Origin of the sequence: Streptococcus sp. KHUD_016 (assembly GCF_051106465.1) — a bacterium.
Lineage (GTDB): Bacteria > Bacillota > Bacilli > Lactobacillales > Streptococcaceae > Streptococcus.
In genome coordinates this window covers 1,058,532-1,083,214 of the sequence record NZ_CP193663.1, presented here as the reverse complement: position 1 = coordinate 1,083,214, position 24,683 = coordinate 1,058,532, and the positions used below count along the sequence as shown (strand labels likewise).

Here is a 24,683-nt window from a genome sequence, read left to right as displayed (position 1 = left end):
AGAACCTTACAGTTTTGTTTTATACATTTAAGACCTTGTCCAAGAACTCTTTTAGACGAGGGTGTTGCGGGTTATCGAAGATTTGATCTGGAGTTCCATCTTCTAAAAATTCACCATCAGCCGTAAAGATAACACGGTTAGCCACCTGACGAGCAAATCCCATCTCATGGGTTACGATGATCATGGTCATGCCTTGTTCCGCCAATTCCTTCATAACATTCAGTACATCTCCAACCATTTCAGGGTCCAGAGCGGAAGTTGGCTCATCAAAGAGCATGATATCAGGATTCATGGCAAGTCCACGAGCGATAGCTACACGCTGTTTTTGACCACCTGATAGGCTATCTGGGTTAGCATTAGCTTTGTCTGCAAGACCGACTTTCTCCAGCAACTCCATCCCCAATTTCTCAGCTTCTTCTTTGGTCATTCGTTTGTGTTCAATAGGTGCAAAAGTGATATTTTCTAGGACTGACATGTGAGGGAAGAGGTTGAAATGTTGGAAGACCATTCCCACGTTTTCACGAACATGGTCGACATTGGTTGATTTTTCAGTCAGATCATAACCATTTACTGTGATGTGGCCACTCGTTACCTCCTCAAGAAGGTTAAGGCTACGGAGGAATGTGGATTTACCAGAACCGGAAGGACCGATGATACAGACAACATCTCCTTCATAGAACTTAGTCGTAATCCCTTTTAAAACTTCGTTTTTTCCATAATACTTATGCAAATCATTTACATCAATTTTTAGTTTTGCCATTAACGAATCCTCTTTTCTAAGCGTTTCGCTAGTCTAGTCAAAAGCGTGATAATTACAAGATAGAAGATAGCAAGGATTGCATACATCTTGAAACTTTGGTAGTTACGGGCGATGATGATCTTACCAGTTTGGAAAAGTTCCACCAAACCGATAGCAGAGACGATGGTTGTATCTTTGAGAGCGATAACGAATTGGTTGACAAAGTTTGGCAACATCAATTTAGTTGCTTGTGGCAAGATAATCTTACGCATGGTTTTTCCGTAAGAGATACCAAGACTGCGGCTGGCCTCCATTTGGCCAACTGGAACAGCTTGGATCCCACCACGAACAATTTCAGCGATATAAGCAGCTGCATTGAGTGAGAGGGCGATAGTACCAGCTACAAAGTCATTGATTGGACTTTGTTGGCCTGTAATGGACTCGATGAAGTTTGGAATACCCCAGAAGATGAAGGCTGCAAGAATCATCAATGGGATACCACGGATAACGTCAACGAAAATCTCAGAGATCAGACGAAGTGATTTGTATGGGCTAACGCTAAACATACCAAAGATAATCCCGATGACAATGGCAATTGCAAATGAGATAAGAGCTAGAGCAAGAGTGATTCCAAGTCCACTAAGGAGTTGTTTGTAGTTGTTTTGAAGCAAGCCCCAGATAGTAGTTTCGTCAACTGTACTTGTAGAGTCAGTTGAAGTTTCGCTAGCTAGATACTTGTCAAGAATCTTTTGGAATTCACCGTTAGCTTTGAGGTTCGCAAGTCCATTATTGAACATCTGGATCAATTCTGGATTTGTTCCTTTTTTAACCGCAAAGGCTGTTTCACCGATTGGAGTTCCAGCGATTGGCGTTTTCAATTTTTGCCCTTGGCTGATAGAATATTTGAGAACTGGCTCATCATCCATCACGGCATCAATAGATCCAGTATTCAGACTGTCATACATAGAAGCGCCATCTGCAAAGGTTTTAATCTTATAGCCGTATTTGCTTTGATTTTCAGTAAGGAACGTTTGAGAAGCAGTTCCGTTTTTAACACCGACAGTTTTATCCTTGAGGTCTTCATAAGAAGCAATTGTGCTTGATTCTTTCACACCGAGAATCGTATTTGCTGTGTAGTATGATTCTGAGAAGTCGAAGGTTTCCTTACGAGCATCTGTTACAGACATACCAGCAATGATACCATCTGCTTGTCCAGCTTGAACAGCACTAATGGCTGCATCAAATCCTGGATTGGTAATCTCAATTTCAAAACCTTGATCTTTGGCAATGGCCTTGATAAGATCCATATCAATACCGGTGTATTGATTGCTTGAATTTTGAAAGACGAATGGGGCGAAAGATGAGTCGCTGGCAATAATATACTTGCTTTTCACAGGAGTAGCTTTTTGTCCAGCAGCAGTAGTTATTGTTGGGCTTGCCGTAGTTTTAGAAGCCGTCCACTTTTGGATGATTTGCTCCAAGCTACCATCCTTCTTCATTTGTGCTAGGGCTTCGTTAAACTCGGTAACCAAGTGTTCATACTTGCTCCCTTTCTTGACACCAAAAGCAAAGCTTCCAACAGCCTCGCCATCCATATTGATGCTGAGATCTTGTCCTTGGTTAATCGCATACTCAATAACAGGTTTATCATCCATGATGGCGTTCACAGCACCAGCACTTAGACTGTTATTCATCAAATCACCTGTATCAAAGGTTTTGATAGAGAAACCGTATTTATCTTTGATACTTTCGAGGAAACGTTGAGCGGCAGTTCCGTTCTTAACTCCAACTGTTTTCCCGCTAAGTTCCTCATATTTGGTGATTTTATTTGCCTTTGTGGTAGCAATGACAACTTTTGTATCATAATAGGTATCAGACATGGTAAAGACATTTTCGCGTTCTTTTGTTTTTGTCATACCTGCCATAATAGCATCTGCTTGACCTGACTGCACTGCATTTACAGCTGCGTCAAAGCCGGGATAAGACATTTGGATGTTCCATCCTTTGATTTCTGCGACTTTATTGATAATATCAACATCAATCCCTTTATAGGTTTGATCTGAATCTTTAAACTCAAAAGGTGCGTAAGCTGTATCAGACACAATCTTAACAGTATCAGCTTTTGCCATACCTAGTGAGAAAATGGGAAATAAAATGAGCAAACATGCTAGTATTTTTTTCTTCATTTTTAGTCTCCTTTTCCGAATATTTTCCCATTATATCAGAAAATGAATGAAAAGGCAAATTTTATGGATTTTATGTAAGGAAATGTAACATGAAATACTCACTCTTATCAACCTAGAGTAGAGTCTGAAAAGTAAATTTATGGTAAAATAGAAGGATAGAAAAATGCAGATGAGGCAATCATGATTAATAGAATTACAGATAATAAATTTAAACTAGTATCAAAATACCAACCTTCAGGAGATCAACCCCAAGCGATTGAGCAGTTGGTTGACAATATCGAAGGTGGAGAGAAGGCCCAAATTTTGATGGGGGCGACGGGTACAGGGAAGACCTATACCATGAGTCAGGTCATTTCCAAAGTTAATAAACCAACTTTGGTCATTGCCCATAACAAAACGCTAGCTGGGCAGCTCTATGGAGAGTTCAAGGAATTTTTCCCTGAAAATGCAGTCGAGTACTTCGTATCCTACTATGATTATTATCAACCAGAGGCCTATGTCCCTTCGAGCGATACCTATATTGAGAAGGATAGCTCGGTCAATGATGAGATTGACAAGCTTCGACACTCAGCGACTTCAGCTCTTCTGGAGCGTAACGATGTCATCGTCGTAGCTTCTGTCTCTTGTATCTATGGTTTGGGTTCGCCCAAGGAATATTCTGATAGTGTTGTTAGTCTTCGTCCAGGTCTGGAGATTTCTCGTGATAAACTCTTGAATGACTTGGTTGATATTCAGTTTGAACGCAATGATATTGATTTCCAACGGGGAAGATTTCGCGTTCGCGGGGATGTGGTGGAGATTTTCCCAGCTTCTCGTGATGAACACGCTTTTCGAGTAGAGTTTTTCGGTGATGAGATTGACCGTATCCGTGAGGTTGAGGCTTTGACAGGTCAGGTATTGGGTGAAGTGGATCATTTGGCGATTTTCCCTGCCACTCACTTTGTGACCAATGACGACCACATGGAAGTTGCGATTGTGAAAATTCAGGCAGAGTTGGAGGAGCAGTTGGCTGTCTTTGAAAAGGAAGGCAAACTGCTAGAAGCTCAGCGTTTGAAACAGCGGACAGAGTACGATATCGAAATGCTGCGTGAGATGGGTTATACCAACGGTGTCGAAAACTACTCCCGCCACATGGATGGTCGTAGCGAAGGAGAGCCTCCTTATACGCTTCTTGACTTCTTCCCAGATGATTTCTTGATTATGATTGATGAAAGTCACATGACTATGGGGCAAATAAAGGGCATGTACAATGGAGACCGTTCTCGTAAGGAAATGTTGGTCAATTATGGTTTCCGTTTGCCGTCTGCCTTAGATAATCGTCCTCTCCGTCGGGAGGAGTTTGAGAGTCATGTGCATCAGATTGTATACGTTTCAGCGACACCAGGTGACTATGAAAATGAACAGACCGAGACAGTGATCGAGCAAATCATTCGTCCAACAGGGCTCTTGGATCCTGAAGTGGAAGTCCGTCCAACTATGGGACAGATTGATGACCTCCTAGGTGAAATCAATGCCCGTGTTGAAAAGAATGAACGAACCTTTATCACAACCTTGACCAAGAAGATGGCAGAAGACTTGACCGACTACTTCAAAGAAATGGGCATCAAGGTCAAGTATATGCACTCGGATATCAAAACCTTGGAGCGGACGGAGATTATCCGTGACCTACGTTTGGGTGTTTTTGATGTTTTGGTCGGAATCAATCTGCTCCGCGAAGGGATTGACGTTCCTGAGGTAAGCTTGGTTGCTATTCTAGATGCTGACAAGGAAGGTTTCCTTCGTAACGAACGTGGATTGATTCAGACCATTGGACGTGCTGCTCGCAATAGCGAAGGGCATGTCATCATGTATGCAGACACGGTGACCCAGTCTATGCAACGTGCTATTGATGAAACGGCTCGTCGTCGGAAAATCCAGATGTCTTATAATGAAGAGCATGGTATCGTACCTCAGACAATCAAGAAAGAAATCCGTGACCTGATTGCTGTAACTAAGGCAGTTGCTAAGGAAGAGGACAAGGAAGTCGATATCAATAGCCTCAACAAACAAGAACGTAAGGAACTCGTCAAGAAACTCGAAAAACAAATGCAAGAAGCCGTCGAAGTGCTTGACTTTGAACTGGCTGCTCAGATCCGCGATATGATGCTGGAAGTGAAGGCGTTGGGGTAGTGAAGGAGAAAACGAATGAAAATTTTAGTCATCAATGGACATCATGACAAGGGAAGTTTCTGTCAAGAAATTTTTCAAACGATTGTAGAAAATATTGACTCAAATCATCATGAGCTTGAATCTATTAACCTAAATGAGATAGATTTTGATCCTGTATTACGTTATGGTTATCGAAAACGGATGGAAGAGGACCCCTTCATACTTCGCTCTCAGGAATTAATTCAGTGGGCAGATCATTTCATTTTTGTTTATCCAATTTGGTGGAGTAGTATGCCTAGTTTATTGAAGGGTTGGATTGATCGTGTTTTCACGCCAGGAATTGCGTACTCTGCCAATAATCAAGGAAGTTTTATTTTAAACTACTTAAGGGGTCAGCAGTTTAAAAAGTTACTAAAAGGAAAAACAGCTAGTATTTACGCAACATCCATGGCACCAACATGGTGGTACAAAGTATTTTCAGGTCCTATCAATATCCCAGACAGTTATGGAATATCAGTATTAAAGAATGCTGTCCTAAATCACTGCGGTATTAAAACAAAGAAAGTTTCAATTTTGGGTGAGTTAGGGCGTGAGGTGAATACAAATTCTACAAGACAAAAATATCTACAAAAAGTAGCTGATGAAGTCAAGGCGTTGGATTAGGAAAAAGTATGGTTTATTTAAGAAAACTAAATGAAGAAGATTTGGTGTCTTTGTGGGAAATTGCTTATTCACAATCTAATCCAATTTGGAAGCAGTATGATGCTCCCTATTATGACGATTATCAGCATTTTCCTAATTTTCAAGAATTTAAACTACAAAAATCAGAATCTACTCTAAACAACTCAAATCGCCTTGGTATTTTTGTTGATGATAAATTAGTTGGGACTGTTTCGCGCTACTGGGTATGTAAACAAACAAGATGGATGGAATTGGGGATTTGTATTTATGATAACAAATTTTGGAACTCTGGCATTGGAAAAGCTGCTATGCTACAATGGATAGATCGGACATTTAAGGATTACTTGGTGTTGGAGCATCTTGGTTTGACAACTTGGTCAGGAAATCTTGGTATGGTAAAACTTGCTGAAAAATTAAGAATGAAAAAAGAAGCTCATATTCCAAAAGTTCGTTATTACCAAGGCAAATATTTTGATAGTATTAAATATGGTATTCTGAGAGAAGAATGGAGTAAAATAAATGAACCTAACTATCAAACAAATGGAAACTCCTGAAGAGATAGAAGGTAAATCCTTCGTTCATTGGCAAACGTGGAGAGAGGCTTATGATGATCTTTTACCTGCAGAATTTCAGGAGACGATGACATTAGAAAGATGTCGATTCTTTAGTCAAAAATATCCTAAAAATACATTGATTGCGATAGATGGCATGAAGGTAGTTGGTTTTATCAGTTATGGAAACTTTCGTGATGAGACTATTCAAGCTGGTGAAATTATTACCTTATATGTTTTAAAAGACTATTATGGAAAAGGTATTTCTCAGAAGTTAATGAAGGAAGCTCTGACGACTCTTGAACAGTTCTCTGAAATATTTTTATGGGTATTAAAAGGGAATAAGCGAGCCATTGCATTCTATCAAAAAATGGGTTTTACTTTTGATGGGCAAGAAAAAATACTTGACCTTGGAAAACCTATCACTGAAATTAGAATGGTACGTAAGAAATCCTCAAAATCTGAGACTTAAATACTGGTAGAATTGCGATTTTGTTTTCAGATTACTCAATGAACAAAAAATCACGTTTTAGCAGATATTTTAAATAGAAAGAAGTTATTATGAATTTGAAAGAGAAGAATTATAAGAAGTCATCGAGCTTAGATTCTGTTCGTTTTTGGTTACAAGGTCATCGATTTATCAAATTTATGCTTGATATTATCTTTTATATCATCTTGTTCCTAGTTATAGAATTTACAACATCACAGAACAAAAGCATTCCAGCTGATTTTCGGTACAGAGAGCTTTTATTTCCCTTGCAATTGAATCTTTTTATCTTGGGTAATAGGTTTTATGCTCTCTTTTTGTCAGTGAAAACTGAAAAAGAAAGGACTCTTAAAAGATTTTGTGAACCCTTTATTTATATCAATATCCTTAGCTTCATTTTTCAACTGATTGGTGTGAGAAAAAGAGGAAGAGTCGTTCTGTCACCTTTGTTTTCACTGGAGTCATCCTATATCTGGTTTCCTATTGTCATCTACCTTCTAGTCTTGATGTTAACTTTGGCAATCTTCTTTCTCTCTAAAGGCTCAAAAAAAGGAGTAGATGAAAATGAAGATGAGTAGGCAAATGAAGTACAAGACAAAAGAAAAGCCTTCTTGGACTAAGAGGATTTTTCTTTGGATGGAAAGGCACAGAAGGATTGGTCAACTTTTGGATACGAGTGTATTATTTGGATCTATGTTTGTATCATTTCTTGCCGCCTCTTACATTAGTTACCTATTACCGAACATAAACTATCTTTCCCCCTTAAGCTTCAATCTTATCCTTCTGATCTTATCAACCTATTTCCTTGTCTTTCGTTTTAGTAGTGATAAACTTCAGAAATGGCGTTACTTTTCATGGGGATTTATTGGGTTCAATGGTCTTCTTTTTCCCTTTCATCTCTTGGTAGGTCTGAATTGGCTAGGACGTCGTAAGTCAACGAATTTCCCTCCCATAATTTCTATGGATCCAGCCTATGTCTGGGTTCCTATTGTAAGTTATCTATTTTTCTTTTTCTTGGGGCTGGGCATTCTGCTTTTGATTATACGGATAGAAAAGAGAAGAAGGAGGCGCAAATGGAACGAAAGATTAAGAAACCAAAGAAGATCAAACAACAGAACAGACAAATGAGAAAAATCCAGAAAAAGTATTCTTTGATAGCTCACGTCCACTTGTGGATAGAAAGACATTCAAAGATTTCTTCTTTTATGGATGGTGGTATAATATTATTATCTATTTTTGGTATCATGTATGTATTGTTCGGGACGTCACTTATCCCGAAACCATATCAAGAAATGTCCTATGTCTTGCCAATTATTATGAATTTTGTCTTTTTGGTGCACACACTTTATCAAGGTATTTTTAGAGATGGTTTTAGCAATAAGGCTTCAGTACAAGGATTTTTAAAAACTTTTCTATTCATAAACGGACCTATTTTTCTCCTCCACTTACTTGTTGGGGTGAAAGGGAGAAATGTTAAAAAAATTCCTTCCCTATTATCTACCGATTATCGCTACATCTGGCTTCCAATTGCTACCTATCTAATCTTTTTCATCATTCCAGCGATATTGATGGTGATTTTGAAATATAAGGACAAAAAGAGGAATAATCATGACAAAAGAAAATCGAACTAGGTTATTTTCATTTAAAACACTCTATTTGGCTTTGCTGACCTTTGTGGTTCTTCATTTGGTGTTGTTGGTTTTTGGCCTATCCTTTACGCCAGTTTTGTAGAATAGTTGGTTTTTCATTCTTTGTTTGACCTTCCTAATCCACCCCTGGAGAATCTTTTATAGAACAAGAGATTTTCAATGGTATCACCTTATTTTTCAAATATTTAGTGGATTGGTGACATTTTACCTTTGGTTTGCAGCTTTCTTTGTTTTATCAGTTATCTCGGATCCAGCCGTCCCTATCAATATAGACTATCGCATAGAAGATAAGGAAATCATCATTGCTAGAGGTTTTTTGGCCCGTACTACTTATGACCATCATGAATTGATCAATCCCTTTATCATGAAGTCAGAAGTAAAATACAACGAAGATACATTTTAATAACTTAGAAAGCGAGCAAATCTATGTCCCGTGCCCAAGCAACTATTTTAACCAATATCTGTCTGATTGAAGACCTCGAAACCCAGCGCGTGGTGATGCAGTATCGTTCACTCGAAAACAATCGCTGGTCTGGCTATGCCTTTCCAGGAGGACATGTTGAGAATGGCGAGGCCTTTGCTGAGTCTGTCATTCGTGAGATTTATGAAGAAACTGGTCTAACGATTCAGAATCCCCAACTGGTCGGTATTAACCTGCTCCGTGAAGGGATTGACGTTCCCGAAGTGAGATTGGTGCTATTCTAGATGCTGACAAGGAAAGTTTCCTTCGTAACGAACGCGGTCTCATCCAGACCATTGGTCGTGCGGCCCGTAATAGCGAAGGACATGTTATCATGAATGCGGACACGATGACTCAGTCTATGCAAAGTGCCATCGATGAAACGGTCCGCCGTCGGAAAATTCAAAAGAAATCCGTGATCTAATCGCTGTAACCAAGGCAGTTGCCAAGGAAGAGGACAAGGAAGTCGATATCAATAGCCTCAATAAACAAGAACGCAAAGAACTCGTCAAAAAACTCGAAAAACAAATGCAAGAAGCCGTCGAAGTACTTGACTTTGAACTAGCAGCTCAGATCCGTGATATGATGCTCAAAGTGAGAACGTTGGGGTAGGAAAGAAAGGAAAAAGATGAACTATAAAGAAGAATTTTATGGTTTTTACAGAGAACCATTTAATAAAGAAAATATGACAAGTGAGAATACAATTATTGTGTTTGATACCAACTCATTGCTTAATGTATTTAGATTTACACCAGAAGCATCAAAAGAATATTTTGAGATAATTCAAAGTATTCAAGATAAAATTTATATTCCATATCTTGTAGCTTTAGAATTTCACTTTCATAAATCTGAAGCGTTATTATTAAATGAAGTCAACGTAACAAAATTTAAAAATAATTTTAGCAAGAATTGGAATAAAGTGAAGTCGGAAGCAGCAAAAACACTATTTTCAGGTCTTTCGTATAGAAATGATAAAGATAATAAAGAATTGATCACTTATTTGTCAGATTTACTGAACTCAAAAGAACTTGATATAGAAAATAAATTAGTTGAGAAGATTTCCTCAATAAGTAAGAACCAAACTAATATTTTTAATGCATTGGTTGAAATTATACAAAGTAAAACAGGAGAGCGATATGAACAAAATACGATTATAAATATTGAAAAGGAAGGAGATGAAAGATATAAAAATGAGATACCACCTGGTTTTAATGATGCTAATAAAAAATTATCAAGAAGTTATAATGGTATAAAGTACCAACAGAAGTTTGGAGATTTAATTATTTGGAAGGATATAATTATCAAAGCAAAGGAAGATAAAATCAAAAATGTAATTTTTGTGACCTCTGATGGTAAACGGGATAGTAAAACCGATTTAAACCATAAAGTTTGTGTTGGAAAAGATGGAAATGGTAAGGAGAAATATCAGATTATCGGTCCAAGAATTGAACTTATAGAGGAAATGAAAAATGAGACTGGGGCAGATTTTTATTTAATGGATGAACTGGAATTCATGAAACACTTCTCACAAGAGGAAGTACCATCTCGAGTATTTAAATCTATTAGTGATACATTACTCGATTTTGCTAAAATAGTATCTACTTCTTTAAATAACGACGATGTAGTAAAACCTTTTGTGAGAGCATCTTCTCAATCAGTAAACAATAGACCCTCCGTAATTAAAAGGCGAAAAGTCACAGATATTTCTGAATTATTAAAAATTGTAGAAAATGATTATGAAATTAGTGATGTAATAGAGGAATACTTAAAAACAGAACTTCCAAACATGGATTTTGAAAATAAGTATGGTGATTTAGGTTGGGGAGAATTTGAATACGTAACTATTACAGAAGTGGAGATTGAAAAATACACGTTTGAAGATGACTTTTATGAAATTAAGTGTATAGCAAGCATTGATGTGAATATAGACTTTAATATTGTTACCAAGAATCCTTTCTACGAAGAACCTGAAGATCCAGAATTTGAATATGAGTCATCGGAAATAGATGGTACTTTTGAGATATCATTTATTTATGACTTAGATTATGACACTTTTGATGATATAGAAATAATTGATTTCTATATTTAAATATTTAGAAAGCGAGTAAATCTATGTCCCGTGCCCAAGCAACTATTTTAACCAACATCTGTCTGATTGAAGACCTCGAAACCCAGCGCGTGGTGATGCAGTATCGTTCACCCGAAAACAATCGCTGGTCTGGCTATGCCTTTCCAGGAGGACATGTTGAGAATGGCGAGGCCTTTGCCGAGTCTGTCATTCGTGAAATATACGAAGAAACTGGCTTGACCATTCAAAATCCCCAACTGGTCGGCATTAAAAACTGGCCCTTAGATACAGGTGGGCGCTACATCGTCGTTTGCTATAAAGCGACAGAGTTTACTGGAAATCTCCAATCTTCAGAAGAAGGAGAAGTATGTTGGGTGCAAAAAGACCAGATTCCAAACTTGGAACTGGCCTATGATATGTTGCCTTTGATGGAAATGATGGAAGCACCTGACAAGTCAGAGTTCTTCTATCGCCACCGTACAGAGGACGGCTGGGAGAAAGAAATTTTCTAGTCTTTTACCAAATAACCCAACTGATCCAAGGCCTCCTCGATATAGTGGAGGTCTTGTTGTGTCTCGGCTTCAACAAGGTGGTAATGAATGCCGTCTGTCAATTCAGAAAGGGGTCTAAAGTCTGAATTCTCGACTTGTTCCAGAAAGTGCTGGACATCTCGGCGGCAAGTGAGTTTAAGTAGGGTTTCAATTTCGCCATAAACGGGATGATCGATTAAGATATTTTGAACGCGTCCGCCATTATCTACAATAGCTAGAAGTTCCTGCCCGATTTCTTCCAGTTCATGTTTCACTTTAAAGAGTTTGTGGACGTAGGGGCTGGCATCATTTTCCTTGTAGATATAGCCACGATTGGTGGATAGGATAGGAGCTCCATCTGCTCGGAGAATAGCGATGTCCTGTACAATGACTTGGCGCGTAACATGAAAGTGTTCAGCCAAGGTTTGACCATTGAGAGCTTTTGGCGCCTCTTTTAACAGTTTGAGAAGAGCTTGTTTGCGATCCTTTGTCATAGTTTTTCCTTTTAGCGACGTTTTCGAAGCACTTTATAGACAGCTAGTGCTAATGTATAGTCTACCATACTATGGATGATTGTGCCAAAACCAACTAGGACAAAGAGAACATAAAACATATTTTCAACATTTGTCCCTGAAGTAGCATAGAAGATGATACAAGCTATTACTTCAGCGATAGCATGAACAACACCCAAAACAAAGTTAAAAATCCAAGATGCCTTTGGTTTATCCAAGGTTTCAGGGAATTTCTTTAAGTACAAAGCCCCCAAAGTACCAAAAACGATGTGAGAAAAGGCGCGTAGGACAATAACCATAGGGTAGCCTGCCATCAGGAAACCGAGACTAGAAGCAATAATCACAAAAGCAGCCATCAAAGGCGAAAGAAACATGGCGATAAAGATGGGGATATGACTTCCCAAGGTGTAAGAAGCCGGTGGGATAACGATTTTAAAAGGCATAATGATTGGAATCAAAATCGCTATTGCAGTGAGTAGGGCAGTCATAGTCATAAACTGCGTTTTTTTCCGTATATCCATAAGAACCTCCATTTATCTGTATATACACAAGTATAGTACAATAAATCACCAATCAAGTCAAGAAGTATTATTGATTTTTCAGGAAAATTTGGTTAAAATGTGGTAAAGAATAATAGGAGCTGAGGAGAAATTGTGATGATACTTTTTGTTTACCTAATTGTGGTAATCGTGATGATGTCAAAACAGAAAAGTGAAGGGAAAGTAGTCTCAGGTTGGACTCGTTTCCTAGTTTATAGTTTATTGGTCCTGTCGCTACTCTCTCTATTAGCAAGCAGTCTGGCTGTTTCACTTTTTAGCCTTCCTTTATTAGGTTTTCTTTTGATGGCAGCAATACTCGAAATTGCTCATTTCGTCAGATTGGTGATTGCATTTGGTTTGGTTTTACTATCTCTAACTCTATACTTGGATAGCCAAAAAAGTCAGCAACCTACACCTCTTTCGTATCAGCTCCTGCTCTTTGGCTTTCACATTCTATTGATATTTCTTATGTTTTAAATGCTAAACTCCACCTTCAGGACGAAAGTGGAGTTGTTTTTTATTTCTTCAGAGTTTCGAGACGGGGGACAATTGCTACTGTTAGAACGGCAGAGATGACAAGCTCGGCAATTGAGTTGGTTGAAATAACGGTTGCCAGGAGTTTTTGGATATTGCCATCGAAGACATTTCCAAAAAGGAAGAAGATTCCCCCGAGGACAAAGACGGTGTTGGTAAGGGAACCAAGGGCACCAGCTAGGATTAGCCCAGTTTTATTTTTCATCAGTTTATAGACCAAGTAAGGTGTCAGACCGATCAAAATGCGAGGGACAATAGCGATAATCGCAGAATAGATGTTTCCGTTCGGTACGAATGGAGAAAAGAGGTAGCTGGTTGGAAGGATGGTAATCGTGTTTACCGTTAAGCTTAGCAGTCCCATCAAGAAACCAAGTGTAACACCAACTCGTGGGCCGTAAATGATACTAGCAATGATTACTGGAATATGAACGATAGTTGGTTTAATTGGAAATGGGAAAAGATTAAATAGGAGAGAGCTCAAAAAGTGGATAACGAGCATAACTGCAAAAAAGATAGCAATTGGGGCAATGTTAGAGCGTTTGTTCATCGAGGGTTTCCTTTATTCTTTCTAATATAGTATTCAGGTCAGCTAGGGCGCCTTTGCCGTGATCGCCACAGGCTAGTAAAGATTCTTTTGGGGAGATAATCTGATAACCATAGGTCTCTAATGTTTTTAGATTAGCCTGAGTTGCAGGATGGTCATACATCTTTGTATTCATGGCTGGAGCTAAGAGTTTAGGGATGTGACTTGGTAGGGCAAGAGCCGTACTGGTCACCATGTTATCCGCAAAACCATGCGCAAGTTTGGCAATGGTATTAGCAGTAGCAGGGACAACGATAAAAAGGTCTGTTTCTTTTCCTCTTTCGATATGATTGACTTGATCAGGGTAGGGTTCCTGCATGACATCAAGGTGAACTGGATTCTGTGAGAGTACCTGTAGTGTCAAAGGCTGGATAAACTCTCTTGCCGCCTCTGTCATTAAGACAGTGACATCATGGCCATGTTTTTTCAAAGAACTGACTAAATCAGCTGCTTTATAGGAGGCTATGGAACCTGTCACTGCGATGAGAATGTTTGCCATGGCTTTCCTTTCTATGAATCGTATGTATGAATTTTCTCAAGGAGGAGGTTTGCAATTTCCTCTTTGGTTTGAACGGTTTGAAGACGATCTTTTTCAACAAAGATTGCCCGATGCTGATATGCTGAGATTTGAGTAAGATCATTCGCTATGATTAAGTCAGCCTGGTTCTTGACAAGACTCTTTCGTGCGATCTCAATGAGATAATCCTCAGAGACATCAACCAGCAATTTAAACCCAATCAGATGAATGGCAGGATTCCATTCTTTGACCAGAGATATGATTTTAGGTGTTTTCTTTAGGAATAAGACCTGAACCTCATCAGTTGAAGAAATCTTAGCTTGATGATTCTGCTTGCTTAAAAATTCTTCTAAATTAGAGCTAGCCTGAACTTCCTCAAGTCCCGTCATATAAACAGGAGTGTAGTCAGACACAGCCATTGAGTGGATTAAGACCTGATATTCCTTAACAAGTTCTTGCATCACAACTAGAAGGTCGTTGGTATTATCAATTTCTCGAATGCTTAGGTTGGGATGAGCTTCTGGCTTCAGAGCTCGTTTTGTCGTTATTAAACAAACTTCATGCCCCGCAGCAAGCAAGGTTTCTGTGATGATTTTCCCCAAGCGACCTGTAGAATGGTTAGTAATAGAGCGGACACTATCAATAGCTTCACTGGTACCGCCCGATGTGACTAAAATTTTCATAGCACTATTGTACACAAAAATAAACAGTAAGTAAAATGAAAGCGATAAAATTTTGCTAAAACAAAGCTACACTATAGTTTATAACTATAAAGCCATATAAAATTTTTCAAAGGGCTCTAAAAATCTTGAAATTCAGGATATTTACGAACGTTTAGAGAGTTTATGGATGTTAAAAATCTTGTTTTGTGATATAATGAATTATCACATTAGAGGTTAGAGGAGTTTTGAATGAAAACAGATATTGAAATCGCACAGAGTATTGAGTTGAAACCAATCGTTGATGTTGTTGAGAAACTTGGTATTTCTTACGACGATTTGGAATTGTACGGGAAGTATAAGGCTAAACTCAGCTTTGATAAAATTCGTGCAGTTGAGAGCAATCCAGTTGGGAAATTGATCTTGGTTACTGCCATCAATCCAACACCAGCAGGTGAAGGAAAATCAACTATTACCATTGGTCTTGCGGATGCCTTGAACAAGATTGGCAAGAAAACCATGATTGCTATCCGCGAACCGTCTCTTGGTCCAGTAATGGGGATTAAGGGCGGTGCAGCCGGTGGTGGTTATGCCCAAGTGTTGCCAATGGAAGACATCAACCTTCACTTTACCGGGGATATGCATGCCATTACAACTGCCAACAATGCTCTTTCTGCTTTAATTGACAATCACTTGCATCAAGGAAATGAGCTGGGAATTGACCAACGTCGAATCCTTTGGAAACGTGTGGTGGACTTGAATGACCGCGCCCTTCGCCATGTTACCGTTGGTCTTGGCGGTCCTCTAAATGGTATTCCTCGTGAGGATGGCTTTGACATTACCGTAGCTTCTGAAATCATGGCCATTCTTTGCTTGGCGACCGATATTGAAGATTTGAAACGTCGTTTGGCGAATATCGTTATTGGCTATCGCTATGACCGTACACCAGTTACTGTTGGTGATTTACAGATTGAGGGAGCATTAGCATTGATTTTGAAAGATGCTATCAAACCGAACTTGGTTCAGACAATTTACGGTACACCTGCCTTTGTACACGGTGGTCCATTTGCCAATATCGCTCATGGATGTAACTCTGTTTTGGCAACAAGCACAGCCCTTCACTTGGCTGATTATACTGTTACTGAAGCTGGTTTTGGTGCGGACCTTGGTGCTGAGAAATTCCTTGACATTAAGACACCAAACTTGCCAGCATCTCCAGATGCTGTTGTCATCGTCGCAACTCTCCGTGCCCTTAAGATGAATGGTGGTGTAGCTAAGGACGCTCTTACAGAGGAAAATGTAGAAGCAGTTCGTGCAGGTTTTGCTAACTTGAAACGCCACGTTGAGAACATCCGTAAGTTCGGTATTCCAGCAGTTGTAGCTATCAATGAATTTGTTTCTGATACAGAGGCTGAAATCGCAGCCTTGAAGGAACTTTGTGCCTCAATCGATGTACCAGTAGAATTGGCTAGTGTCTGGGCTGATGGCGCAGAAGGTGGTGTAACACTTGCCGAAACACTTGTCAAGACAATCTCTGAAAATCCAGCCAACTACACTCGTCTTTATGACAATGACCTTTCTGTCCAAGAAAAGATTGAAAAGATTGTTACTGAAATCTATCGTGGTAGCAAAGTGAACTTTGAGAAGAAAGCTCAAACACAAATCGCTCAAATCGTTCAAAACGGATGGGACAAATTGCCAATCTGTATGGCTAAAACTCAGTACAGTTTCTCAGACAATCCAAATGCACTTGGAGCACCAGAAAACTTTGAAATTACCATTCGTGAATTGGTACCAAAATTAGGGGCAGGCTTTATTGTTGCCCTAACTGGTGATGTCATGACCATGCCAGGCCTTCCAAAACGACCAGCCGCTCTTAATATGGATGTTGAAAGCGACGGAACTGTTCTAGGATTGTTCTAATAGTTTAATTGAATTAAAATGAGTTTGGAAATAATATCCAAGCTCATTTTTTTATCTAGCTTTAAGGAGTTGTCTTCAGCTGATAATAGAGTTACTTTCTAGACGCAATCAGTCTAGGTAAAGATATTTTCCTCGATTTCTGATATAATAGAAACATTGACTTCAAGAGTAAGGAAGAGAAAATGAACGCATTATTGAATGGAATGAATGACCGTCAGGCTGAGGCAGTGCAAACGACAGAAGGGCCCTTATTAATCATGGCTGGTGCTGGTTCTGGGAAGACTCGTGTTTTAACTCACAGAATCGCCTACTTGATTGATGAAAAGATGGTCAATCCTTGGAATATTTTGGCCATTACCTTTACCAATAAGGCGGCGCGTGAGATGAAGGAGCGTGCCTATGGCCTCAATCCAGCTACTCAGGACTGTTTGATTGCGACCTTTCACTCCATGTGTGTTCGTATCCTACGTCGCGATGCGGATCATATTGGCTACAATCGGAATTTCACTATTGTAGATCCTGGTGAGCAACGAACTCTCATGAAACGCATTCTCAAGCAGTTAAACTTGGATCCAAAAAAATGGAATGAACGAACCATTTTGGGAACCATTTCCAATGCTAAGAATGACTTGATTGATGATGTGGCTTATGCTGCTCAGGCTGGTGATATGTATACGCAAATCGTGGCCCAGTGTTATACAGCTTATCAAAAGGAGCTTCGTCAGTCTGAGTCCGTTGACTTTGATGATTTGATTATGCTGACCCTGCGTCTCTTTGATCAAAATCCTGACGTCTTGACTTACTATCAGCAGAAGTTCCAGTACATTCATGTTGATGAGTACCAAGATACCAACCATGCCCAGTATCAATTGGTCAAACTCTTGGCTTCACGCTTTAAAAATATCTGCGTAGTCGGTGATGCTGACCAGTCTATTTACGGTTGGCGTGGGGCTGATATGCAGAATATCTTGGATTTTGAGAAAGATTACCCTCAAGCCAAGGTCGTTTTGTTAGAGGAGAATTATCGTTCAACTAAAACCATTCTCCAGGCTGCCAACGACGTCATCAAAAACAATAAAAAACGTCGTCCCAAGAATCTCTGGACCCAGAATGCGGATGGGGAGCAAATTGTTTATTATCGCGCAAATGACGAACAAGATGAGGCTGTTTTTGTAGCCAAAACCATCGATGAACTTGGTCGAACTCAAAACTTCCTCCACAAGGATTTTGCAGTTCTTTATCGGACTAACGCCCAGTCTCGTACTATTGAAGAGGCCCTCCTAAAGTCCAATATTCCTTATACTATGGTCGGCGGAACCAAGTTCTACAGTCGTAAGGAAATCCGTGATATTATCGCCTATCTTAATCTCATTGCCAATCTGAGTGACAATATCAGTTTTGAGCGCATTATTAACGAACCAAAACGCGGAATTGGCCCAGGGACGGTTGAGAAAATTCGCGACTTTGCGAATATGCAAGACATGTCTATGCTGGATGCTTCAGCCAATATCATGTTGTCTGGCATCAAAGGAAAAGCAGCTCAGTCTATCTGGGACTTTGCCAATATGATTTTGGATTTGCGAGAAAAACTGGATCAATTAACTATCACCGAGCTGGTTGAGGCTGTTCTAGAAAAAACAGGTTATATCGATATTCTCAATGCCCAAGCGACCTTAGAAAGCAAGGCTCGGGTTGAAAATATCGAGGAATTTCTATCTGTTACCAAGAATTTTGACGACAATCCTGATAGTCAAGAAGAGGAAACAGGTTTGGACAAACTCAGTCGTTTCTTGAATGACCTTGCCCTGATTGCGGATACGGATTCAGGCAGTCAGGAGACATCAGAAGTGACCTTAATGACCTTGCACGCAGCTAAGGGACTTGAGTTCCCAGTTGTCTTTATCATTGGGATGGAGGAAAATGTCTTTCCACTTAGCCGTGCAGCTGAGGATCCTGATGAACTGGAAGAAGAACGCCGTTTGGCCTATGTCGGTATTACACGCGCAGAAAAGATCCTTTATCTGACCAATGCTAACTCTCGCTTGCTTTTTGGGCGTACCAACTACAATCGTCCAACTCGTTTTATCAATGAGATCAGTTCGGACCTGCTTGAGTATCAGGGCTTGGCTCGACCAGCGAATGCTAGCTTTAAGGCATCTTATAGCAGTGGTGGAGTGGCCTTTGGTCAAGGTATGAGCTTAGCCCAAGCCCTTCAAGACCGGAAACGCAATGCCGCACCAAGCTCTATCCAGTCAAGTGGTCTCCCATTTGGACAATTTGCAGCCGGAAATAAAAAAGATTCAAGCGATACCAACTGGTCTATCGGAGATATTGCTCTTCACAAGAAATGGGGAGAGGGAACTGTTCTGGAAGTCTCTGGTAGCGGTGATACTCAGGAACTGAAAATTAACTTCCCAGAAGTAGGACTTAAAAAACTCCTAGCCAGCGTTGCTCCAATTGAGAAAAAAATCTAATTTTTCATCCTCCTCACGAATAATAAAGTGAGGAGGATTTTTATGTACAGTATTTCATTCCAAGAAGATTCGCTCTTGCCTAGAGAAAGACTAGTTAAAGAAGGAGTAGAGGCTCTAAGCAATCAAGAGTTGTTAGCTATTTTGCTCAGAACAGGAACGCGTCAGGCTAATGTCTTTGAAATTGCCCAGAGAGTCTTGAATAGTCTTAACAGTCTAACTGATCTGAAAAATATGACCCTGCAGGAATTGCAGAGTCTGTCTGGTATTGGACGGATTAAAGCCATTGAACTACAAGCAGTGATTGAACTGGGACACCGCATTCACAAACATGAAACCCTTGAGATGGAAAGTATTCTCAGTAGTCAAAAGCTAGCCAAGAAAATGCAACAGGAACTTGGCGACAAAAAACAAGAGCACCTAGTGGCGCTCTATCTCAATACTCAAAATCAAATCATCCATCAGCAAACTATTTTTATCGGATCTGCGACACGCAGCATTGCTGAACCGAGGGAAATTCTTCACTATGCCCTCAAGCATATGGCTACCTCCGTGATTCTCGTTCACAATCATCCATCTGGTGCAGTGTCTCCTAGTCGAAATGATAATCATGTCACTAAACTAGTCAAGGAAGCCTGCGAACTGATGGGAATTGTGTTCTTGGACCATTTGATTGTCTCTCACTCTGATTACTTTAGTTACCGTGAAAAGACGGATCTGATTTAAGATTACACATGATCTTACTCAATCACTTTTAAAACATAGGAATCTACTTCTGCCATATTGATAACAGGAAGAGGTTTTATCGTGGGTACAAGTAAATTTTCTTGAACGATAAAGTCGACAATTGCATTGAAATCTTCGATTTTATAATATCTTTTTTTATGAATGAGAATATCTCTGTAAAAGTAAAGACTTGAATGAAATTTACTTTTTAGTTTAGCATCTGCCTTTTTACAAAATAGTTTTGCCTTTTTAGACATTTCTTTCAGCTGTTTTTCTTTTTGAGATAGTTTATCGAAATTCTCTTTATTCTTAGAAAAAGATTGGTAACTTTCCGCTGTTAAAAGTCTATAGAGATTAGAAAGATGAAAGCAAACACTTATTTCTTTTTCATTGTTTGATAAGAAAAGATTAGCTTCCTTTTCCTTATAAGATATGATAACATTAGCTTCTATATCTCTCAAAATCTCATGAGTAGAAGGTATTTTAATTTCATTCATGATTTAATAACCTATTTATAAGTCCTAGAGTTCGTTAACAACATAGTCAAACAGCGTTTTATCCTTGGGACGATTTTCAAAGAGAAATTCAGGATGCCATTGAACACCAAGATAAGGAAAGCCGTCCGTAGTTGTCACTGCCTCAATGATTCCATCTTTAGGATCATGTGCTACAACCTTAAGATTTGAAGCTAGATCTTTAATGCTCTGGTGGTGGAAGGAGTTGATATGAGAGATTTCTCCATAGATTTCTCGGAGAATGGTATCAGGTTCCGTTACGAGGCGTTGGGTCGTGTATTCGGCTGAACAGTCCTGCCAATGATCCTCGATATCTTGGTGTAGCGTTCCTCCCATGGCGACATTGAAAAGTTGAGTACCCCGACAAACAGAGAAAATTGGCTTCTTTTGCTTAATCGCTTCTTTGATAAGTGCTAGTTCAAAAATATCTCTTTGAAGGTGGTAGTCATCACTATCAATAGCCTTTGTTTCACCATAGTATTTTGGATCAACATTTTGCCCACCCGTTAGGATGAGCTTATCAATGATACTGATGTAATAGGCAGCCATTTCTTGATCACCAATCGGTAGGATGATTGGAATTCCGCCAGCGTCTTTGACTCCTTCAACAAAGCCCTTTGCTGCATAGCTCATCATGATGTCATCATCTGGATGAGCTTTTTCATTTCCTGTAATCCCAATAACTGGTTTTTTCATAAATGCTTTCGCTTTCTAATCCTCTTTCCGCATAAAATAGAGGAGGGTTTGGAGTTCGCTTGTCAAATCAACATACTGAACGACAACATCTTTTGGGAGGTGAAGGTGAACAGGGGAAAAGCTGAGAATACCTTTTATACCAGCATCAACCAAAAGATTGGCAACTTCTTGTGATTTAACACTTGGAACTGTTAGGATAGCAGTTTTGACATCTGCTTCTTTGATTTTTTCTTTAATCTGTGAGATACCATAGATTGGAATTCCATCAGGTGTCTGGCTTCCAACTTCTGGATGGTCATCTAGGTCAAAGGCCATGATAATTTTCATCTTGTTACGCTCGTGGAAGCGGTAGTGGAGAAGGGCATGGCCCATATTTCCAATCCCAACCAGCATAACATTGGTAATGGAGTTATCATTTAGGAGATCAGCAAAAAAATTCATCAATTTTTTGACATCGTAACCAAAACCACGACGACCTAGTTCACCAAAATAGGAAAAATCCCGACGAACGGTCGCAGAATCGATACCGATAGCCTCAGCAATTTGCTTGGAATTGGCACGTTCGATTTTTTCTGCATGAAATCTCTTGAAAATTCGATAGTAAAGAGAGAGTCTTTTTGCTGTTGCTTTTGGAATAGCAGACTGTTTATCTTTCACAAAATCACAACCTTTCTATTCTTCTATTTTATAGAAACATTGTGAAAAAATCAACAAAAACAAGAAAAAACTAAGAAATTTCTTAGTTTTTATCTGAAAAATGAGCTTGTGATAGAAAACGGTAGAGATCGCCAACCAATCCTTGATAAATCACCTTATCATTCAGCGTTAAGGAGCTGATTAGGAGAGTATCAGGTAGGGTCACACAGCCTGATAGAGATAACATAAGCTCTTCGTAATCCTTATATTCAAGTGTACGTTCTACGTGATAGTTATCCTGATAGGTAAGTCGATACATAGTCAATTATCTTTCTTCTTTAGTGAAGATACCGCGTTCTACTAAACTGTCCATGAGGAAGTAGAATTTCTCCTGATGAATGTGGAGGTCTTCTGATTTAAAAATATTCACCAAACGAAGGCCAGACTTGTCAGTGATATTGAGTTTGGCACCTGTAAGGTCTTTATTGATGATGATTTTTAGGTTGAAACCTTCACCACTGTTGGGTACTTTTTCAAGTAGACGAGTTAGTTCGAAGTTTCCTACCTTTGTTTCAAAGAAAGTATTATCTTTCAGTGTGAACTTTTTGACAGATGGGCTAAGTGTGTAGTTGTAGCGGCAGTTTTGTAGTTTAATGGTTTTTTCGAATGCCATTTGATTAATCTCCAATAATATTTTTTAAGGTTTGTGCGAGTTGTTTCAGTTCTTCTTCGGTATTAAGAGGAGAGAGACTGATACGGACAGATTCTGATAAACGATGCGAATCAGACCCATAAAATGCTTCAAGCACATGACTGGTTTGCACAATACCGGCAGTACAAGCTGAACCGGTAGAAATTGAAATTCCTTCAAGGTCTAACCGTAGCAAGAGCAAATCATTTTTTTGACCAGGAAAGCCAATATTGACAACATAAGGAAGCTGGTGTTGGCTTTCGTTGAGATAGTATTCTAGATTTGCAATCTCATCTAGAAAAGCAGATTTTAATCCCTCTAGTTTTTGGTAATACTCAACTTGGTCATTTAAATCCTCTTTGAGAGCAGCGACCATGCCTACAATGGCAGCAAGATTTTCTGTTCCAGCCCGTTTCTTTTGTTCTTGGTCCCCACCGTGAAGGTAGGAATCAAAGTCCACGGAAGAAGCGTAAAGAAATCCGACTCCTTTTGGTCCATGGAATTTGTGGGCAGAAGCGCTGAGGAAATCAATTCCTAATTCCTCGGGATGGATAGGAATCTTCCCGATAGCTTGAACAGCGTCTACATGATAAGCAGCAGGATGCTCTTTTAAAATACGTCCAATCTCAGCGATAGGTAAGAGGCTTCCTGTTTCATTATTAGCATACATGGTGGAAACGAGAATGGTATCGTCACGTAAGGCCTCTTGAATTTGCTGGGCAGTGATTTCTTGATTTACTGGTTGGATGATAGTTGCTTCAAAACCAAAATGTTGCACCAGATAATCGATAGTCTCAAGCACAGAATGGTGTTCAATAGCTGTCGTGATGATATGTTTTCCACGATTTTGATGACGGAGACAATAGCCGATAATGGCTGTATTGTTACTTTCTGTACCGCCAGACGTGAAAAAGATATGTTGAGGTTTGGTTCCTAGTAAGAGGGCTAAGTCTTGACGAGCCTCTCGTAAGAGTTTACCAGCTTGTCGACCATGGCCATGAATACTAGAAGGATTACCATGAGTTTCTTGCATGACCTTGGTCATTTCTGCAATAGCTACTGCTGACATAGGAGTCGTAGCAGCATTGTCCAAATAAATCAAAGAATCACCTTATTTCTTTTTGTTGTAAGCAAAGAGTGGGCTGACTGGTTTTCTTTCATGGATGCGGACGATAGCATCTCCGATTAATTCGCTAGCAGTAATGTAACATACATTTTCTGGAGTTCTTTCTTTGGTCGCTACGGAGTCTGTCACAAGGATTTCTTTGATGTTTGTAGCGTCAAGAAGGTCTGCTGCACCTTCAACAAATAAACCGTGACTGGATACTGCATAAATCTCAGTTGCGCCTTCACGTTCAACGATTTTGGCTGCTTCAGAGAATGTACGACCAGTATTTAGGATGTCGTCAATCAAGATAGCTTTCTTGCCTTCAACATCCCCAATGATATAGCCTTCGTTACGATCAGAATCGTCTTGGGCGTAGTCAATGATAGCGATAGGAGCATCAAGGTATTCAGCCAAACTACGTGCACGTTTAACACCAGAGTTCTTTGGACTAACAACAACGACATCAGAGCCAAGAAGACCTTTATCACAGTAGTGCTTAGCAAATAGAGGAACAGTATAAAGATTGTCTACAGGAATGTCAAAGAAACCTTGGACCTGAACAGCATGGAGGTCAAGTGTTAGAACACGGCTTACACCAGCTTTGACAAGCATATTGGCAACTAGTTTTGCAGTGAGGGGTTCGCGAGAAGAAGCAATACGATCCTGACGAGCATAACCAAAGTAAGGAAGGACAACGTTGATACTATGAGCACTTGCACGTACACAAGCATCAACCATGATCAACAACTCCATCAAGTGGTTGCTAACGGGATAGCTAGTGGACTGGATGATGTAGACATCGTAGCCACGGACACTTTCTTCGATGTTGACCTGGATTTCGCCGTCAGAAAATTGTCGAGAGGATAATTTCCCAAGAGGTACACCAACTGTATCCGCAATCTTTTGAGCGATTTCATGGTTAGAGTTTAGGGTGAAAAGTTTCATGTTGTTTCTATCTGACATTATAGACCGTCCTCTGTAAACTTTGTGAATCTTCTTTGAGAAAGTTTTGTTTTTCAAAGCCAGATTCTTTTATTTTTATCTTTTCTATTTTACCAAAAAAAGGAGATTATT

At 39.5% G+C, this 24,683-nt stretch carries 26 protein-coding genes and 3 pseudogenes; 15 read left to right on the top strand and 14 right to left on the bottom strand.

Annotation, left to right across the window (positions count from 1 at the left end):
• Positions 1-19: 19 nt before the first annotated feature.
• Together ACORHV_RS05065 and ACORHV_RS05060 are read right to left on the bottom strand one after the other, a co-directional pair.
• Entirely contained in the window at positions 20-760 is a 741-nt protein-coding gene (locus ACORHV_RS05065; RefSeq protein WP_001096337.1) for an amino acid ABC transporter ATP-binding protein, read from the bottom strand.
• Positions 760-2,925 (bottom strand): ABC transporter substrate-binding protein/permease, encoded by a 2,166-nt coding sequence (locus ACORHV_RS05060; protein ID WP_000726959.1) that lies wholly within the window; start codon positions 2,923-2,925, stop codon positions 760-762. The genes ACORHV_RS05065 and ACORHV_RS05060 overlap by 1 nt, the downstream gene beginning before the upstream one ends.
• 180 nt (positions 2,926-3,105) lie before the next feature.
• On the opposite strand from ACORHV_RS05060, the gene uvrB reads away from it, so the two are divergent.
• The 11 genes and pseudogenes from uvrB (at position 3,106) to ACORHV_RS05005 (ending at position 11,481) form a co-directional block, all read left to right on the top strand.
• A complete protein-coding gene (gene uvrB, locus ACORHV_RS05055) occupies positions 3,106-5,094 on the top strand; it encodes an excinuclease ABC subunit UvrB (protein WP_000610416.1) in 1,989 nt (662 codons plus the stop codon).
• A gap of 15 nt (positions 5,095-5,109) precedes the next feature.
• Positions 5,110-5,736 (top strand): NAD(P)H-dependent oxidoreductase, encoded by a 627-nt coding sequence (locus ACORHV_RS05050; RefSeq protein ID WP_000699273.1) that lies wholly within the window; start codon positions 5,110-5,112, stop codon positions 5,734-5,736.
• An 8-nt stretch (positions 5,737-5,744) separates the two neighbouring features.
• The gene (locus tag ACORHV_RS05045) at positions 5,745-6,308 is read left to right on the top strand and encodes a GNAT family N-acetyltransferase (RefSeq protein WP_000262764.1); all 564 of its coding nucleotides are present in this window, start codon (positions 5,745-5,747) and stop codon (positions 6,306-6,308) included.
• Complete coding sequence (locus ACORHV_RS05040) at positions 6,274-6,777, top strand: GNAT family N-acetyltransferase (protein ID WP_001054582.1); 504 nt, start codon at positions 6,274-6,276, stop codon at positions 6,775-6,777. The genes ACORHV_RS05045 and ACORHV_RS05040 overlap by 35 nt, the downstream gene beginning before the upstream one ends.
• A gap of 89 nt (positions 6,778-6,866) precedes the next feature.
• On the top strand, positions 6,867-7,370 hold the full coding sequence (locus tag ACORHV_RS05035; RefSeq protein WP_001049352.1) for a hypothetical protein: 504 nt from the start codon (positions 6,867-6,869) through the stop codon (positions 7,368-7,370).
• Positions 7,371-7,865: 495 nt separating this feature from the next.
• On the top strand, positions 7,866-8,423 hold the full coding sequence (locus ACORHV_RS05030) for a hypothetical protein (RefSeq protein WP_434397629.1): 558 nt from the start codon (positions 7,866-7,868) through the stop codon (positions 8,421-8,423).
• Positions 8,401-8,844, top strand: a pseudogene (locus tag ACORHV_RS05025) (hypothetical protein). Before ACORHV_RS05030 ends, ACORHV_RS05025 begins: the two are co-directional and overlap by 23 nt.
• A 23-nt stretch (positions 8,845-8,867) precedes the next feature.
• Positions 8,868-9,092: pseudogene (locus ACORHV_RS05020) on the top strand (NUDIX domain-containing protein); the annotation flags it as partial.
• Positions 9,081-9,513, top strand: a pseudogene (locus tag ACORHV_RS05015) (UvrB/UvrC motif-containing protein); the annotation flags it as partial. The pseudogenes ACORHV_RS05020 and ACORHV_RS05015, both read left to right, overlap by 12 nt.
• A gap of 16 nt (positions 9,514-9,529) precedes the next feature.
• Positions 9,530-10,990: a PIN-like domain-containing protein gene (locus ACORHV_RS05010; RefSeq protein WP_001106842.1), complete on the top strand. Its 1,461-nt coding sequence runs from the start codon at positions 9,530-9,532 to the stop codon at positions 10,988-10,990.
• A gap of 23 nt (positions 10,991-11,013) precedes the next feature.
• Positions 11,014-11,481 carry an 8-oxo-dGTP diphosphatase gene (locus tag ACORHV_RS05005; RefSeq protein ID WP_000085295.1) on the top strand — a complete coding sequence of 156 codons (468 nt, stop codon included), beginning with the start codon at positions 11,014-11,016 and terminating at the stop codon, positions 11,479-11,481.
• On the opposite strand, the gene ACORHV_RS05000 is transcribed toward ACORHV_RS05005, so the two are convergent.
• Together ACORHV_RS05000 and ACORHV_RS04995 are read right to left on the bottom strand one after the other, a co-directional pair.
• Positions 11,478-11,993, bottom strand: a complete 516-nt coding sequence (locus ACORHV_RS05000; protein WP_000159158.1) for a transcription repressor NadR — start codon at positions 11,991-11,993, stop codon at positions 11,478-11,480. The genes ACORHV_RS05005 and ACORHV_RS05000 overlap by 4 nt on opposite strands.
• Positions 11,994-12,004: 11 nt before the next feature.
• Entirely contained in the window at positions 12,005-12,532 is a 528-nt protein-coding gene (locus ACORHV_RS04995) for an ECF transporter S component (RefSeq protein WP_000354640.1), read from the bottom strand.
• 135 nt (positions 12,533-12,667) lie between these two features.
• Between ACORHV_RS04995 and ACORHV_RS04990 the strand changes: the two genes are divergently transcribed.
• A complete protein-coding gene (locus ACORHV_RS04990) occupies positions 12,668-13,027 on the top strand; it encodes a hypothetical protein (protein WP_000600206.1) in 360 nt (119 codons plus the stop codon).
• Between the two features lie 40 nt (positions 13,028-13,067).
• Here ACORHV_RS04990 and ACORHV_RS04985 read toward each other — a convergent pair whose 3' ends face one another.
• The 3 genes from ACORHV_RS04985 to coaB are packed head-to-tail and all read right to left on the bottom strand — an operon-like array spanning position 13,068 to position 14,867.
• Positions 13,068-13,631 (bottom strand): ECF transporter S component, encoded by a 564-nt coding sequence (locus tag ACORHV_RS04985; RefSeq protein ID WP_001042719.1) that lies wholly within the window; start codon positions 13,629-13,631, stop codon positions 13,068-13,070.
• Complete coding sequence (coaC, locus tag ACORHV_RS04980) at positions 13,615-14,166, bottom strand: phosphopantothenoylcysteine decarboxylase (RefSeq protein WP_001274049.1); 552 nt, start codon at positions 14,164-14,166, stop codon at positions 13,615-13,617. The genes ACORHV_RS04985 and coaC overlap by 17 nt, the downstream gene beginning before the upstream one ends.
• A gap of 11 nt (positions 14,167-14,177) precedes the next feature.
• Complete coding sequence (coaB, locus tag ACORHV_RS04975; protein WP_434397624.1) at positions 14,178-14,867, bottom strand: phosphopantothenate--cysteine ligase; 690 nt, start codon at positions 14,865-14,867, stop codon at positions 14,178-14,180.
• A 228-nt stretch (positions 14,868-15,095) separates the two neighbouring features.
• Between coaB and ACORHV_RS04970 the strand changes: the two genes are divergently transcribed.
• The 3 genes from ACORHV_RS04970 to radC all read left to right on the top strand — a co-directional run bounded on the left by ACORHV_RS04970 (position 15,096) and on the right by radC (position 19,963).
• Positions 15,096-16,766 (top strand): formate--tetrahydrofolate ligase, encoded by a 1,671-nt coding sequence (locus ACORHV_RS04970; RefSeq protein ID WP_434397622.1) that lies wholly within the window; start codon positions 15,096-15,098, stop codon positions 16,764-16,766.
• A gap of 182 nt (positions 16,767-16,948) precedes the next feature.
• A complete protein-coding gene (gene pcrA / locus ACORHV_RS04965) occupies positions 16,949-19,240 on the top strand; it encodes a DNA helicase PcrA (protein WP_434397620.1) in 2,292 nt (763 codons plus the stop codon).
• A gap of 42 nt (positions 19,241-19,282) precedes the next feature.
• Positions 19,283-19,963 carry a RadC family protein gene (gene radC / locus ACORHV_RS04960; RefSeq protein WP_000286945.1) on the top strand — a complete coding sequence of 227 codons (681 nt, stop codon included), beginning with the start codon at positions 19,283-19,285 and terminating at the stop codon, positions 19,961-19,963.
• A gap of 14 nt (positions 19,964-19,977) precedes the next feature.
• On the opposite strand, the gene ACORHV_RS04955 is transcribed toward radC, so the two are convergent.
• From ACORHV_RS04955 to ACORHV_RS04925, 7 genes are all read right to left on the bottom strand, one after another.
• Positions 19,978-20,460 carry a hypothetical protein gene (locus ACORHV_RS04955; protein WP_434397617.1) on the bottom strand — a complete coding sequence of 161 codons (483 nt, stop codon included), beginning with the start codon at positions 20,458-20,460 and terminating at the stop codon, positions 19,978-19,980.
• A 24-nt stretch (positions 20,461-20,484) separates the two neighbouring features.
• Positions 20,485-21,174 (bottom strand): gamma-glutamyl-gamma-aminobutyrate hydrolase family protein, encoded by a 690-nt coding sequence (locus tag ACORHV_RS04950; protein ID WP_347090332.1) that lies wholly within the window; start codon positions 21,172-21,174, stop codon positions 20,485-20,487.
• A 15-nt stretch (positions 21,175-21,189) separates the two neighbouring features.
• Positions 21,190-21,831, bottom strand: coding sequence for a redox-sensing transcriptional repressor Rex (locus ACORHV_RS04945; protein WP_000653409.1), 642 nt, complete (start codon positions 21,829-21,831; stop codon positions 21,190-21,192).
• Between the two features lie 82 nt (positions 21,832-21,913).
• Positions 21,914-22,129 (bottom strand): DUF4649 family protein, encoded by a 216-nt coding sequence (locus ACORHV_RS04940; RefSeq protein WP_000286093.1) that lies wholly within the window; start codon positions 22,127-22,129, stop codon positions 21,914-21,916.
• 6 nt (positions 22,130-22,135) lie between these two features.
• Positions 22,136-22,483: a DUF1831 domain-containing protein gene (locus tag ACORHV_RS04935; RefSeq protein WP_434397614.1), complete on the bottom strand. Its 348-nt coding sequence runs from the start codon at positions 22,481-22,483 to the stop codon at positions 22,136-22,138.
• A 4-nt stretch (positions 22,484-22,487) separates the two neighbouring features.
• On the bottom strand, positions 22,488-23,603 hold the full coding sequence (locus ACORHV_RS04930) for a cysteine desulfurase family protein (RefSeq protein ID WP_434397612.1): 1,116 nt from the start codon (positions 23,601-23,603) through the stop codon (positions 22,488-22,490).
• 9 nt (positions 23,604-23,612) lie between these two features.
• Positions 23,613-24,572, bottom strand: coding sequence for a ribose-phosphate diphosphokinase (locus tag ACORHV_RS04925; protein ID WP_001283843.1), 960 nt, complete (start codon positions 24,570-24,572; stop codon positions 23,613-23,615).
• Positions 24,573-24,683 lie beyond the last annotated feature (111 nt).